This is a genomic window from Burkholderia sp. 572 (assembly GCF_040545135.1).
In the GTDB taxonomy this organism is placed as follows: domain Bacteria; phylum Pseudomonadota; class Gammaproteobacteria; order Burkholderiales; family Burkholderiaceae; genus Burkholderia; species Burkholderia cepacia.
The window spans coordinates 32437-45793 of the sequence record NZ_JBEPLH010000015.1; the positions used below are offsets into that span (position 1 = coordinate 32437).

Here is a 13357-nt window from a genome sequence, read left to right on the forward strand (position 1 = left end):
CTGAGAGCATTCAGCGACGGGCCGACAGCGCAACCGTCACGGCTACTGCGAGGAACGCGACGCCGGTGCAGACCGGCCATTCGAGCGTCTCGCCATCGTAAAACAGTCCAGAGAGATTGCCGGCCATGCGGGCCGCAGCCGCGCCGACGATACCGGCGAGCACCGCGATCCACCACGCCGGCCGGCCCGTGCGCCGCATCGGATGCAGCCATCGGCCGAACAGCCCGACGGCCGCTCCCAGGACAAGGATTCCAAACCAGTTCATTCGACGCCTTCCATAAATTCGGATTCGTCCCATAGGCGCGAACGTTGCCAGCGGCTAGCATCGATTCATCCATCGAACCCGAGACCAGCCGGGTGCCGCGAACATTCGAGTGTAGGGGCCGACTCGACGTTATGGCAAGCGCGCACCGGCTGCCGTATTGAAGAAATTCTCATGCGAATCGCTCTGATCGATCCGGACGCGCGCCATGCCGCGCTCCTGAACCGCCTGCTCTTTGCGGGCGGTCACGTATGCCACGCGTTTCCGTCCAGTACGGCGTTCTTCGAGTGGCTCGCCGCCAATACCTGCGACATGCTGATCACCGGCCACTGGGCCGGCGACCAGCCGGCCGAGGAAGTCATTCCGCGTGCGCAGACGGTCCTGCCCGGACTGCCGGCGATCGCCGTGATGCAAATGCCGCGCGAAAGCCAAATCGTATCGTGCCTGCACGCGGGCGCCGACGATTGCCTCGTGCGCCCGGTGAGCGGGCCCGAGCTGCTTGCGCGCGTCAACGCGCTGAGCCGGCGCGCCGGCGTGCGCCGGCCGCCGGCCCGCTCGCGCGAAATGTATGGCGAATACGCTTTCGACGCCACGCACTGCCTCGTTCGCTTCGGCAACGCAATCGTTTCACTCACGCCGAAGGAGTTCCGTTTTGCGCAGTTGCTGTTCGCGAACCTGTCGCGGCCCGTGTCGCGTGCCCATATTCTCGAAACGGTGTGGGCGTGCCGCCGCGACATGAAGTCGCGCACGCTCGATACCCACGCGTCCCGGCTGCGCAGCAAGCTGCACCTGCTTCCGGAGCGCGGCTACCGGCTGCTGCCCCTCTACGGCTATGGCTATCAGCTCGACCGCGTGCCGATCGAGCCCCCAAATTCCCGGCCCCGCCACGCCGATGCCCGGTACGCCGCGAGTGAGGAAATCATTGAAACGCTATAATATGGGGCTAAACGATAGCCCTCGATATGCAACTCCTCACGATCGGAATCAATCACCACACTGCGCCTGTCGCCCTGCGCGAACGCGTGGCGTTTCCGCTCGAGCAGATCAAGCCGGCTCTCGTCACGTTCAAGAACGTGTTTCTCGGCCCCCAGGCGCCCAATACGCCCGAAGCGGCGATCCTCTCCACCTGCAACCGCACCGAACTGTATTGCGCGACCGATGATCGCGCCGCACGCGAAGGCGCGGTCCGCTGGCTGTCGGAGTATCACCGGATTCCGGTCGACGAGCTCGCACCGCACGTCTATGCGCTGCCGCAGTCGGAAGCAGTCCGGCACGCGTTCCGCGTCGCATCCGGCCTCGATTCGATGGTGCTGGGCGAAACCCAGATTCTGGGCCAGATGAAGGATGCCGTCCGCACCGCAACGGAAGCCGGCGCGCTCGGCACCTACCTGAACCAGCTGTTCCAGCGCACGTTCGCGGTAGCGAAGGAAGTGCGCGGCACGACCGAAATCGGCACGCAGTCGGTGTCGATGGCCGCCGCCGCGGTACGCCTCGCGCAGCGGATCTTCGAAAAAGTGCCCGATCAGCGCGTGCTGTTCATCGGCGCCGGCGAGATGATCGAGCTGTGCGCGACGCACTTCGCCGCGCAAGGCCCGCGCGAACTCGTCGTCGCGAACCGCACGGCCGAACGCGGCCAGCGCCTTGCCGAACGCTTCAGCGGCCGCGCGATGCCGCTCTCGGATCTGCCGACCCGCATGCACGAATTCGACATCATCGTGTCGTGCACGGCGTCGACGCTGCCGATCATCGGCCTCGGCGCAGTCGAGCGCGCGGTGAAGGCACGCCGCCACCGGCCGATCTTCATGGTCGACCTCGCGGTGCCGCGCGACATCGAGCCCGAAGTCGGCAAGCTGAAGGACGTGTTCCTCTACACCGTCGACGATCTCGGCGCGATCGTGCGCGAAGGCAACGCATCGCGCCAGGCTGCGGTCGCACAGGCCGAAGCGATCATCGAAACGCGTGTGCAGAATTTCATGCAGTGGCTCGACACGCGCAGCGTCGTGCCGGTGATCCGTCACATGCATACGCAGGCCGACGCCTTGCGCCGGGCCGAAGTCGACAAGGCGCAGAAGCTGCTCGCGCGCGGCGACGATCCGGCCGCCGTGCTCGAAGCGCTGTCGCAGGCGCTGACCAACAAGCTGATCCACGGCCCGACGAGCGCGCTCAATCGCGTGAACGGCGCCGATCGCGATTCGCTGATCGACCTGATGCGCGGCTTCTACCAGCACGCGCCACGCTCGAACGACCAGTCCGGCCACTAGCGCCGGCCGATCGCCCTGCCGCCGGCCGCGCGCCGGCCTATCCTTTCCGAATACCCCTTGCCCGGGAGCGCCGCTCCACACCATGAAGACGAGCATGCAACGCAAGCTCGACCAGCTGTCCACACGGCTGGCCGAACTGAACGACCTGCTGAGCCGCGAAAACGTCACGGCCGACCTCGACCAGTACCGCAAGCTGACGCGTGAACATGCGGAACTTGGCCCGGTGGTCGAACAGTACGCGCTGTGGCGCCAGTCGCGCAGCGACGAGACGGCCGCGCAGGAGCTGCTCGGCGATCTGTCGATGCGCGACTTCGCGGAAGACGAAATCCGCAGCGCGCGCGAGAGCATGACCCGCCTCGAGACCGAGCTGCAGAAGATGCTGCTGCCGAAGGATCCGAACGACGACCGCAACATCTTCCTCGAAATCCGTGCGGGCACGGGCGGCGACGAATCCGCGCTGTTCGCCGGCGACCTGCTGCGCATGTACCTGCGCTTCGCGGAACGCCAGCGCTGGCAGGTCGAAATGATGTCGGAGAGCGCATCGGATCTCGGCGGCTACAAGGAAGTGATCGTGCGGATCGCGGGCCAGGGCGCGTATTCGCGCCTGAAGTTCGAATCGGGCGGCCATCGCGTGCAGCGCGTGCCGGCAACCGAGACGCAAGGGCGCATCCACACGTCCGCGTGCACGGTCGCGGTGATGCCGGAAGCCGACGAAATCGGCGAGGTCGAAATCAATCCGGCCGACCTGCGGATCGACACGTTCCGTGCGTCCGGCGCGGGTGGCCAGCACATCAACAAGACCGACTCGGCGGTGCGCGTCACGCACATCCCGACCGGGATCGTCGTCGAGTGCCAGGACGACCGTTCGCAGCACAAGAACAAGGATCGCGCGCTGAAGGTGCTCGCCGCGCGCATCAAGGACAAGCAGTATCACGAGCAGCACGCGAAGGAAGCCGCGACGCGCAAGAGCCTGATCGGCTCCGGCGATCGCTCGGAACGAATCCGCACGTACAACTTCCCGCAGGGCCGGATGACCGACCACCGGATCAACCTGACGCTGTACCGGCTCGAGGCGATCATGGACGGCGACCTCGACGAACTGATCAGCGCGCTGGTCAGCGAGCACCAGGCCGAACTGCTCGCGTCGCTCGGCGACGCCGACTGAGGTCACGATGCCCGACACGACCGCCGACGAACTGCTGCGCGCGTCCGCGCTCGACGCGGTCGATGCGCGCGTGCTGCTCGCGCACGCGCTTGGCTGGACCCGCACGCAACTGATCACGCGCGGCGACGCGCCGCTCGACGCGGCCGCGGTCGAACGCTACCGCACGCTCGAGGCGCGCCGCATGGCCGGCGAGCCGGTCGCGCAGCTCGTCGGGATGCGCGAATTCTTCGGCCGGCCGTTCGACGTGACGCCCGACGTGCTGATCCCGCGCCCTGAAACCGAACTGCTCGTCGAAGCCGCACTCGATGCGATCGACGGGCTGCCGCATCCGGCCGTGCTCGATCTCGGCACGGGCAGCGGTGCCATTGCCGTCTCCATCGCCGCCGAGCGGCCCGATGCACGCGTGTGGGCGCTCGACCGTTCGCCGGCAGCACTCGAGGTCGCGCAACGCAACGCACGCAAGCTGCTCGACGCGCACCGCCCCGGCGGCCCGCTGCACTGGTTGCAGAGCGACTGGTACGCGGCGCTCGATCCTGCGCTCGCCTTCGACACGATCGTCAGCAATCCGCCGTACATCGCGCAGCACGATCCGCACCTCACGCAGGGCGACCTGCGTTTCGAGCCGCGCGGCGCACTCACCGACGATGCCGACGGCCTCAGCGCGATCCGCACGATCGTCGCGGGCGCCGGCACTTACCTGAAACCGGGCGGCACGCTCTGGATCGAGCACGGTTACGACCAGGCCGAGGCCGTGCGCGCCGTACTCGCATCGCACGGCTTCGTCGCGGTCGAATCGCTCGCCGATCTGGCCGCAATCGAACGCACGACAGGCGGCCGCCTGCCGGGCTGATGCCCGGCCCGTCCGGTTGAAATCCGCTATCATTTCGATCTAACGCCCCGCAAACGCAAGGTCAGTCATGGACACCCAACAACGTATCAAGCAAATCGTCGACGAAAACCAGGTCGTGCTCTTCATGAAGGGCAACGCGCAATTCCCGATGTGCGGCTTTTCGGGCCGCGCCATCCAGGTGCTGAAGGCCTGCGGCGTCGATCAGTTCAAGACGGTCAACGTGCTCGAAGACGACGAGATCCGCCAGGGCATCAAGGAATTCTCGAACTGGCCGACCATCCCGCAGCTCTACGTGAAGGGCGAATTCATCGGCGGCTCGGACATCATGATGGAGATGTACCAGTCGGGCGAACTGCAGCAACTGTTCGCCGCCGCGTAATACGCCCCGCCCCCTTTTCGATGGCATCTCCCAGCGCGCCGCCACGCCGGCTGATCGTCGCGATCACCGGCGCCACCGGCGCGATCTACGGCGTACGGCTGCTCGACCTGCTGCGCGCCGCCGGCGGCGTCGAAACGCACCTGCTGATTTCGAACGCCGGCTGGCTCAACATCCAGCACGAACTGAAGCTGTCGAAGGCCGAGGTCGAAAGCCGTGCGGACGTCGTGCACTCGGTGCGCGACGTCGGCGCGACGATCGCATCGGGGTCGTTCGCGACCGACGGGATGGTGATCGCGCCCTGCTCGATGAAGACGCTCGCGAGCGTCGCGCACGGGCTGTCCGACAACCTGATCACGCGCGCGGCCGACGTCACGTTGAAGGAGCGCCGCCGCCTCGTGCTGATGGTGCGCGAAACGCCGTTCAACCTCGCGCATCTGCGCAACATGACCGCCGTGACCGAAATGGGCGGCATCGTCTTCCCGCCGCTACCCGCGTTCTACGCGATGCCGAAGACGATCGAGGAACTCGTCGACCAGACCGTCACCCGCGTGCTCGACCTGTTCGCGCTCAGTGCACCGATGACGACGCCGTGGGCCGGCATCCGGCCGGCGCAGTAAGCCGCTCGCTGCAGCGCTTCCGCGCCGTTCTTCGCGTATCTTCGTCGATTCATTTGCCTTCCGGCCTGATTCGGCCACCTCGAACCCTCGTCCGCTCTAGCGCTCGCAGAATCGGCCCGATTATCAACCAATACGACTCAATCAAATTCCACGCGACGGATTTATCAATGCCCGGTGCGCGCCTATAGTCACAGGCAAATCCCTTTGCAGGCCACCACCATGAACCGCTTGCCTTCGCTCTACCTGTCCCACGGCGCCCCGACGCTGCCGATCGACCCGACGCTGCCGTCCGGCGCGTTCACCCACCTTGGCGCCGAATTGCCGCGCCCGCGCGCGGTACTGATGCTGTCCGCGCACTGGGGCACGCAGCGTCCCGTCGCCAGCGTCGCCGCGCATCCTGAAACGATCCACGACTTCTACGGTTTTCCGCAGGCGCTGTACGACATCCGCTACCCGGCGCCCGGCGCGCCCGACGTCGCCGAGCGCGCGGCCGGACTGCTGAATGCGGCCGGCATCGCCACCGCGACGACCGAGCACGGCCTCGACCACGGCGCGTGGGTACCGATGCTGCTGATGTTCCCGGAAGCCGACGTGCCGGTGGCACAGCTGTCGATCCAGCCGCGGGCGGATGCTGCGCATCACTTCGCGCTCGGCCGCGCGCTGCGACCGCTGCGCGACGAAGGCGTGATGGTGATCGGCTCCGGCCAGATCACGCACAACCTGCGCGCCGCCGATTTCGGTGCGGCACCGGAAGATGCGGACCCGCGCGTCGCGGAATTCACCGACTGGTTCGAGGCGAAACTGGCCGCGCGCGACGTCGACGCGCTGCTCGACTACCGTCGGCAGGCGCCGCATGCCGCGCTGATGCATCCGACCGACGAGCATCTGCTGCCGGTGTTCACGGCGCTCGGCGCGGCGGACGACGACTACCAGCTTGGCATCCAGTCGCTCGGCACGTACCAGCGCGTGCTCGCGATGACGAACTACGTGTTCGCGAGCGCGGCCGCCTGAGCGTCGCGCGGCAACCGTCGAGCGCCAATAAAAAGCCCGCCCGAGCATCGCTCGGGCGGGCTTTTTTCCGCTGCTGGCTGCCGCCGCCGAATCCGGCGACAGGTCACGCGTCAGGCACCGACCCCCTCGAGGATCTCGTCGTGCGATTCACGCTCGTCGAGATACTGGGTCCGGTAGCCGGTATTCACGCCCCAGAAGTAGAACACCAGCGAGATTGCGGCGACGATCAGCATGTCCCAGCCGTACGGCAGCACGCCGTAGCCGCCGAACTCCTTGCTGCCGATCAGCGACAGCACGGCCATCGTCGGCAGGTACGCGACCAGCCACCATGCGGCCTTCAGGTCGGCACCCCAGCCGGTCCAGCCCGACTTCGCCTGGAAGTAGAAGTACACCGGCAGCGCGACGATCATCAGCAGGATGATCTCGCCCGTCAGCGGCCACTTCGCCCAGTAGAGGATCAGCGACGCGCAGACGAACGCGAACGGCGCGATCAGCTTCATCAGCGGAATCGACAGCGGACGCTCGATGTCGGTCGCCGAGCGGCGCAGCGCCATCAGGCTGATCGGGCCGGTCAGGTACGAGATCACCGTCGCGACCGAGATCACCGCCGCGAGCGAGCTCCAGCCGCGGAAGAAGAACAGGAAGATGAACGAGACCAGCAGGTTGAACCACATCGCCTGGCGCGGCACGCCGTAGAGCGGGTGCACGTTGCCGAACATCTTCGGCATCGTGTTGTTGCGCTCCATCGCGTAGATCATGCGGGTGGTGGTCGCCATGTACGTCGTGCCGGTGCCGCTCGGGCTGACGAACGCGTCGACGTACAGCAGGATCGCGAGCCAGTTCAGGTTCAGCGCGATCGCCAGTTCGGCGAACGGCGACTTGAAGTTGAAGTGCGACCAGCCCTGCGCGACGTCAGCCGGATTCACCGAGCCGATGTACGCCATCTGCAGCAGTACATAGATCACGAGCGCGATCAGGATCGACGTGATCACCGCGAACGGCACGCTGCGCGACGGGTTGCGCGCTTCGCCCGCGAGGTTCACCGGGCTCTGGAAGCCGTTGAACGCGAACACGATGCCGCTCGTCGCGACCGCGGTCAGCACCGCTGACCAGCCGTACGGCGCAAAGCTTGCATTGGATGCGGTGCCGAGGTTTTCCGGATGGTAGCTCGTCAGCATCAGGCCGAGGATCGTGAGGCCGGGGATCAGGAACTTGAAGATCGTGATCGTGGTGTTCGCCCGGGCAAACGCCTTCACGCCCCAGTAGTTCAGCAAGAAGTAGATGACGACCAGCACGGCCGACAGCAGCAGGCCGGGTGTCGTCAGCTCGCCGTTTACGAACAGCGCATGCGCCCACGGATACGGCCACGTGCTCATGTACTGGATCGACGCTTCAGCCTCGATCGGGATCACGGATACGATCGCGATCCAGTTCGCCCACGCGCTGATGAAGCCGACCAGCGAGCCATGCGAGTAGCGCGCGTAGCGCACCATGCCGCCCGACTCGGGGAACATCGCGCCCAGTTCCGCGTACGTCAGTGCAATCGCGAGAATCACGACCGCGCCGATGATCCATGCGCAGATCGCTGCCGGACCGGCGATCTTTGCGGCCTTCCAGGCGCCGAACAGCCAGCCCGAGCCGATAATCGAACCCAGCCCCGTCAGCATCAATGCAAACGGGCCGATGTTCCGTTGAATAGAACTCTTCACATCCTCTCCTGTGTCTCAAAAAGCATGGTCGGCCCGCGGTCCGGGATCGGCTCGGACTGCACCGCGCACGCATTCTTGGGGGGACGCGTCACCCGATCAGGGCAACCCGTCCGCGCGGCGCGTAGTTTAACGGTTGCACCTCAAGCGTGGCGCCAAAATCGTTCGGCCCCTACAAAAAATTCGCATCGTTTGCAAGCTTTGTAAACCTGATATACGCAATAACCCTGAGTCCATGGAAATACGGTTGACCACGCGGGTGATAAGCCGTATAAAGGACTTCGCAGGATTTCAAGTGGCGAGTGAATTGGTTCTTTCGTAGTTCGCCCATCAACGGTACTCCGGTTGGTCCTATTACCCCTTCCTTGATTTTCCGCACACCATGGGCTTCGGCCCCGTTTTATCTTTTTAGGAACAAGTAACATGGCAACCGGTACCGTCAAGTGGTTCAATGACGCAAAGGGCTTCGGCTTCATCACCCCGGAAGGCGGCGGCGACGATCTGTTCGCGCACTTCTCGGAAATCCGCGTCGAAGGCTTCAAGACGCTGCAAGAAAACCAGAAGGTTGAATTCGAAGTGAAGACGGGCCCGAAGGGTCTGCAAGCTGCGAACATCCGTCCGGTCTAAGCTTGGCGCGATTATTCGTGTAAAAAAGCCCCGCTTCGGCGGGGCTTTTTGTTTTTCGGCGCCGGTCGCCCGGCATGACGGCCTTTCAGCCGCCCGCATTCAGCCGAACAAGCGCTGCGCGTGAATGCCGAGCCCCGTCGCGACACTCGCGAGGCGGTCGCCGAACACCGGCTGCGCATCCGGGAACGCACCTGCGAGCGCACCCGACAGGAACGCGAGCCCCGTCGAGCCGCCGGTGAAATACAGTGCGCCGACGTCGCGCGGCGCGACACCCGCCAGCCGCACCGTCTCGCGCGCGGCATCGACGATGCGGGCGGTGTCGTCGCGGCTCGCATCGACGAGGCGCTCGGCATCGAACGCGATCTGCAGATCCTCTTCCACGTCGTTCAGGTCGATTATCGTCTCGCCGCCCGCCGCGACGCCGATCTTCGCTTCCTCCGCGCGCGCCATCAACGCATGCCCGAGCCGCTGCTCGACCACGCTCGTGAGCCGGTCGTACTGCTGCACATCGCGGTACAGGTGCTTCATCAGCTTCAGCTCGCCGAGCCGCTTCGGCGTGTAGACCGTGTTGATCAGGTGCCAGGTCGCAAGATCGAAGTAGATCTTGTTCGGCAGCTCGCGCCCTTCGGGATCGAGCGAACGGTAGCCGAATGCGGGCAGGATCGCGGCCAGCTCGACACGCCGGTCGTAGTCGGTGCCCGCGACGTGCACGCCGTGGTGGGCCAGCACGTCGTCCTTGCGCTCGAGCCGCGCCATCCGCTCGGGCCCGACGCGCACCAGCGAGAAGTCGGACGTGCCGCCGCCGATGTCGGCGACGAGCACGAGGCGCTCCGCCTGCTGGCGCGACTCGTAGTCGAACGCGGCCGCGATCGGTTCGTACTGGAATTGAACGTCCGTGAAGCCGACCGACCGCGCGGCAGCCTCGAGCTGGTCCTGTGCAAGGCGGTCGGCGCGCGGATCGTCGTCGACGAAGAACACGGGCCGGCCGAGCACCGCACGACCGATCGGCGCAGCCGCGCGGGTTTCGGCCTTGTGCTTCAGGTGCGTCAGGAAGCGCGCGATGATGTCGGTGTACGCGATCGCGCTGCCGTCGCCGAGATCGGTCGTCGTTTCCGCGAGCGGCGAGCCGAGAATGCTCTTCATCGAGCGCATCAGCCGGCCGTCGAAACCGTCGATGTAGGAAGCCAGCGCCGCACGGCCGTATTCGACCGTCTCTTCGTCGTTGTTGAAGAAGATCGCGGTGGGCAGCGTCAGGTGGTCGCCCTCGACGGGCGCGAGGCGCATGCCATCGCCGTCGGGCAGCGCCACGGCGGAATTGGACGTGCCGAAATCGATCGCGCAGTAAGTCATGGGAAATTGCCGCAGCAGGGCCGGCGCGAAAACGGAAAGGACGGGCTTTTTAACATGAAGCCCGCGGGATCACAACCGGGGCCGGCCACCGGTGCCGCGCAGCGGGCCCCGGTGGCGACGGCGCGCAGACGGGCGCGCCGGGAAGACAGGCGGACGGGATGCGCGACGCAGCCCGCTCCAGGCAGGTCAGGCCGCCGCGTCGAAGCCCTTCTTCCACGCGCCCGCATAGACGACCTCGCCGATCGCATGACGCGTGCGCGGCGCCTTCTCGCGATCGCGCAGCACGGGATCGAGCTTGTCGACGTTGCCGTAGTGACCGAGCGAGATGATCGCCGGAATCGCGACGTCGGCCGGAATCGCAAACGCGTCGCGGAACGCCTTCGCGTCGAAGCCGCTCATCTGGTGGGCGGCCAGGCCCAGCGCGTGCGCCTGCAGCACCAGCGACATCGCGGCGGCGCCCGCGTCGTACAGCGCGGTCGGTGCCGGTTCCCCCTTCGGCGTGAGCGTATGCGCGGTCACGGCGATCAGCACGGGCGCCGGCGCATTCCAGCCCTGGTTGAACGGCACCAGCGTCGCGAACGCGCGCTTGAATGCGTCTTCGTCCTGCGTGCGGTCGAATACGATGAAGCGCCACGGCTGCGCGTTGTACGCAGACGGTGCCCAGCGGGCAGCTTCGAGCACCGCGTGCAGATCGCCGGCGCTGACGGGTTCATCCGAATACGCGCGCGGGCTCCAGCGGCCCGCGATCAGATCGTGAATCGAAACAGTGGTGGGAGCAGGTTTGACGGACATGCGGATCCTCGCTGACATCGATGAAGGGGCGCGAACGCCTGGCGAACCGCAAGCATACCCGCTTGAGCCGATCCGCGCCCGATCCTGCCGAGCTATGCAAATCTGCGTGCGTGCATTGGCCGGCCGCCCGCCGCGCGGGCCGGCCGGACTGCCGGCTTGCCGCGATCAGGCCGCCTGCGCAGCCGCGCGCGACGGGCCGCGGTTGATGCGCAGCACGATCAGCGCGCCGAAGATGCACAGCCCGCCCGAAATCATCGATGCGATCGTGTAGGTGCCGAGGCTCGCGCGCAGCAGCCCTGCGCCGAGCGCCGCGAACGCCGCGCCGAGCTGGTGGCCGGCGACGATCCAGCCGAACACGACCGGCGCCGCGGCCTTGCCGAACACGTCGGTCGCGAGCCGCACGGTCGGCGGCACGGTCGCGATCCAGTCGAGCCCGTAGAACATCGCGAACAGCGGCAGCCCGAAGAAATCGATCCCGAACGCATGCGGCAGGTAGATCAGCGACAGCCCGCGCAGCCCGTAGTACCAGAACAGCAGCACGCGATTGTCGTAGCGGTCGGACAGCCAGCCCGACAGCGTCGTGCCGAACAGGTCGAACACGCCCATCGCGGCGAGCAGCGATGCGCCCTGCACTTCCGTCATCCCGTAGTCGCTGCACATCGCGATCAGGTGCGTGCCGACGTAACCGTTGGTGCTCGCGCCGCAAATGAAGAAGCTGAAGAACAGCAGCCAGAAATCGCGCGAGCGGCTCGCCGTCAGCAGCGTACGGAACGCGACCGCGAGCGGGTTCTCCTTGGTCGCATCGGGCGCGGGCGGCGCATCGGCCGGCTCGCCGTAAGGGCGCAGCTGCACGTCGGCCGGCCGCTCGGGCAACAGGAACGCAACGAGCGGAATCACTATCGCGGCCGCCACCGCGACGACCAGCACGACCGGCCGCCAGCCGTGGCGCTGCGCGATCGCCGCGAGCATCGGCAGGAACACGAGCTGGCCGGTGGCCGTGCTCGCGGTCAGGATCCCCATCACGAGGCCGCGCCGCGCATGGAACCAGCGCGTAACGAAGGTCGCGGACAGCGTCAGCGCGACGACACCCGTCGAGCAGCCGACCATCAGGCCCCAGATCACCACCATCTGCCAGCTCTGCGTCATCATCGACGACAGCGCGACGCCCGCGCTCATCGTCACGAGCGCGGTGAGGATGGTCGGGCGCAGCCCGAAGCGCTGCATCGCGGCGGCCGCGAACGGGCCGGTCAGGCCATACAGCGCGATGTTCACCGAGATCGCCAGCGAAATCGCCGCGCGGCTCCAGCCGAGCTCGCGTTCGAGCGGCACCATCAGCACGCTCGGCGTCGCGCGCGTGCCGGCGGCCGCCAGCAGGATCAGGAATACCACCGCCGCCGCGAGCCATCCGTAGTGGAAGCGCCCGCCGATTCGTGTCACCGCCCAGTTCATCTTCGCGTTCTCCAGTTGGCGGCGCCGGCGCCTCCGCACCCGCTCCGCCCCACCCAGCCAGGCCACCTCCGCCGCACGCTGCATCGGCTGACCCGGGCCGACGCTTGGCATTTGTCTGTCGATCCGGTCGGCATTGTTACCGACCGGTCACAAGTGTGTTGCGATCGTAGTGACCAATCGGTAACATGTCAAGCAATCCAATATGCAGTCGAGGGTCATCATGTCGGGCATCGAGATCGCCAAACCGCCGGCGCGTCGTACGCGCCGGCCGATCGACGGCGCCACCGCGCAGGAGCACCTGCTGCGCGCCGCCGAGGAGCTGTTTTACAGAGAAGGCGTTCGGACGGTGGGCGTCGAGGCGGTCGTGGAACGCGCGGGCGTCAACAAGATGAGCCTGTATCGGCAGTTCTCGTCGAAGGACGACCTGATCCTCGCGTATCTGGAGCGGATGGATGCGTGTTTCTTCGAGCGTCTCGACACAAGCACCGCGAAGCATCCGGGCCAGCCGAAGGCGCAACTGATCCAGTATTTCGTCGACCTGGCCGAGCGCGCGACGCAGAAAGACTATCGCGGCTGCCCGTTCGTCAACGTCGCGGCGGAGTTTCCGGATGCATCGCACCCGGCGCGCGAGCGCGTCGCGCAGAACAAGGAACAGTTGATGAAGCGGCTCGTCGCGCTATGCGAAGGCGCCGGCGCGCGGCAACCGCAGGCGCTCGCCGATGCGCTCGCGCTGGTGGTCGAGGGTATCTACGCGGCGAGCCAGACCTATCGGCACGGCGAAACGCCGATCGGCACCGCGCCCGCGCTCGTCACGCAATTGATCGAAGCCGCGTGCGCGTGACGGGCCGCGCGCGTCCGCACCCTGCGCGCCCGCTACAATGCGGCCCT

Annotated in this window: 15 protein-coding genes; 9 read left to right on the forward strand and 6 right to left on the reverse strand. The window is 66.5% G+C overall.

Annotated elements, in window-relative coordinates:
* Positions 1–10 precede the first annotated feature (10 nt).
* Together ABIC51_RS26505 and ABIC51_RS26510 are read right to left on the reverse strand one after the other, a co-directional pair.
* Positions 11–265, reverse strand: a complete 255-nt coding sequence (locus ABIC51_RS26505) for a DUF1129 domain-containing protein (RefSeq protein ID WP_027788489.1) — start codon at positions 263–265, stop codon at positions 11–13.
* 129 nt (positions 266–394) lie between these two features.
* On the reverse strand, positions 395–520 hold the full coding sequence (locus ABIC51_RS26510) for a hypothetical protein (RefSeq protein ID WP_267131051.1): 126 nt from the start codon (positions 518–520) through the stop codon (positions 395–397).
* Between the two features lie 54 nt (positions 521–574).
* Here ABIC51_RS26510 and ABIC51_RS26515 point away from each other — a divergent pair, with 54 nt between their 5' ends.
* The 7 genes from ABIC51_RS26515 (at position 575) to ABIC51_RS26545 (ending at position 6545) form a co-directional block, all read left to right on the forward strand.
* On the forward strand, positions 575–1198 hold the full coding sequence (locus tag ABIC51_RS26515) for a response regulator transcription factor (protein ID WP_226129707.1): 624 nt from the start codon (positions 575–577) through the stop codon (positions 1196–1198).
* 26 nt (positions 1199–1224) lie between these two features.
* On the forward strand, positions 1225–2523 hold the full coding sequence (gene hemA / locus ABIC51_RS26520; RefSeq protein ID WP_175901137.1) for a glutamyl-tRNA reductase: 1299 nt from the start codon (positions 1225–1227) through the stop codon (positions 2521–2523).
* Between the two features lie 82 nt (positions 2524–2605).
* Positions 2606–3688, forward strand: a complete 1083-nt coding sequence (gene prfA, locus ABIC51_RS26525; RefSeq protein WP_027788492.1) for a peptide chain release factor 1 — start codon at positions 2606–2608, stop codon at positions 3686–3688.
* 7 nt (positions 3689–3695) lie between these two features.
* Entirely contained in the window at positions 3696–4538 is an 843-nt protein-coding gene (gene prmC, locus ABIC51_RS26530) for a peptide chain release factor N(5)-glutamine methyltransferase (RefSeq protein ID WP_027788493.1), read from the forward strand.
* A gap of 67 nt (positions 4539–4605) precedes the next feature.
* A complete protein-coding gene (gene grxD / locus ABIC51_RS26535) occupies positions 4606–4917 on the forward strand; it encodes a Grx4 family monothiol glutaredoxin (RefSeq protein ID WP_021161789.1) in 312 nt (103 codons plus the stop codon).
* A gap of 20 nt (positions 4918–4937) precedes the next feature.
* A complete protein-coding gene (locus tag ABIC51_RS26540; RefSeq protein ID WP_059688460.1) occupies positions 4938–5534 on the forward strand; it encodes a UbiX family flavin prenyltransferase in 597 nt (198 codons plus the stop codon).
* 219 nt (positions 5535–5753) lie between these two features.
* On the forward strand, positions 5754–6545 hold the full coding sequence (locus tag ABIC51_RS26545) for a DODA-type extradiol aromatic ring-opening family dioxygenase (protein WP_042976606.1): 792 nt from the start codon (positions 5754–5756) through the stop codon (positions 6543–6545).
* Positions 6546–6655: 110 nt separating this feature from the next.
* Here ABIC51_RS26545 and ABIC51_RS26550 read toward each other — a convergent pair whose 3' ends face one another.
* A complete protein-coding gene (locus tag ABIC51_RS26550) occupies positions 6656–8254 on the reverse strand; it encodes an APC family permease (protein ID WP_021161792.1) in 1599 nt (532 codons plus the stop codon).
* Between the two features lie 420 nt (positions 8255–8674).
* Here ABIC51_RS26550 and ABIC51_RS26555 point away from each other — a divergent pair, with 420 nt between their 5' ends.
* The gene (locus ABIC51_RS26555) at positions 8675–8878 is read left to right on the forward strand and encodes a cold-shock protein (RefSeq protein ID WP_006477070.1); all 204 of its coding nucleotides are present in this window, start codon (positions 8675–8677) and stop codon (positions 8876–8878) included.
* 99 nt (positions 8879–8977) lie between these two features.
* Here the strand turns inward: ABIC51_RS26555 and ABIC51_RS26560 are convergent, their stop codons facing one another.
* The 3 genes from ABIC51_RS26560 to ABIC51_RS26570 all read right to left on the reverse strand — a co-directional run bounded on the left by ABIC51_RS26560 (position 8978) and on the right by ABIC51_RS26570 (position 12469).
* Positions 8978–10228, reverse strand: coding sequence for an Hsp70 family protein (locus ABIC51_RS26560; protein ID WP_175901140.1), 1251 nt, complete (start codon positions 10226–10228; stop codon positions 8978–8980).
* A 186-nt stretch (positions 10229–10414) separates the two neighbouring features.
* The gene (locus ABIC51_RS26565; RefSeq protein WP_021161795.1) at positions 10415–11020 is read right to left on the reverse strand and encodes a nitroreductase family protein; all 606 of its coding nucleotides are present in this window, start codon (positions 11018–11020) and stop codon (positions 10415–10417) included.
* 165 nt (positions 11021–11185) lie between these two features.
* On the reverse strand, positions 11186–12469 hold the full coding sequence (locus ABIC51_RS26570; protein WP_027788497.1) for an MFS transporter: 1284 nt from the start codon (positions 12467–12469) through the stop codon (positions 11186–11188).
* A 220-nt stretch (positions 12470–12689) separates the two neighbouring features.
* Here ABIC51_RS26570 and ABIC51_RS26575 point away from each other — a divergent pair, with 220 nt between their 5' ends.
* Positions 12690–13310 carry a TetR/AcrR family transcriptional regulator gene (locus ABIC51_RS26575; protein ID WP_027788498.1) on the forward strand — a complete coding sequence of 207 codons (621 nt, stop codon included), beginning with the start codon at positions 12690–12692 and terminating at the stop codon, positions 13308–13310.
* The last annotated feature ends 47 nt before the right edge of the window (positions 13311–13357 follow it).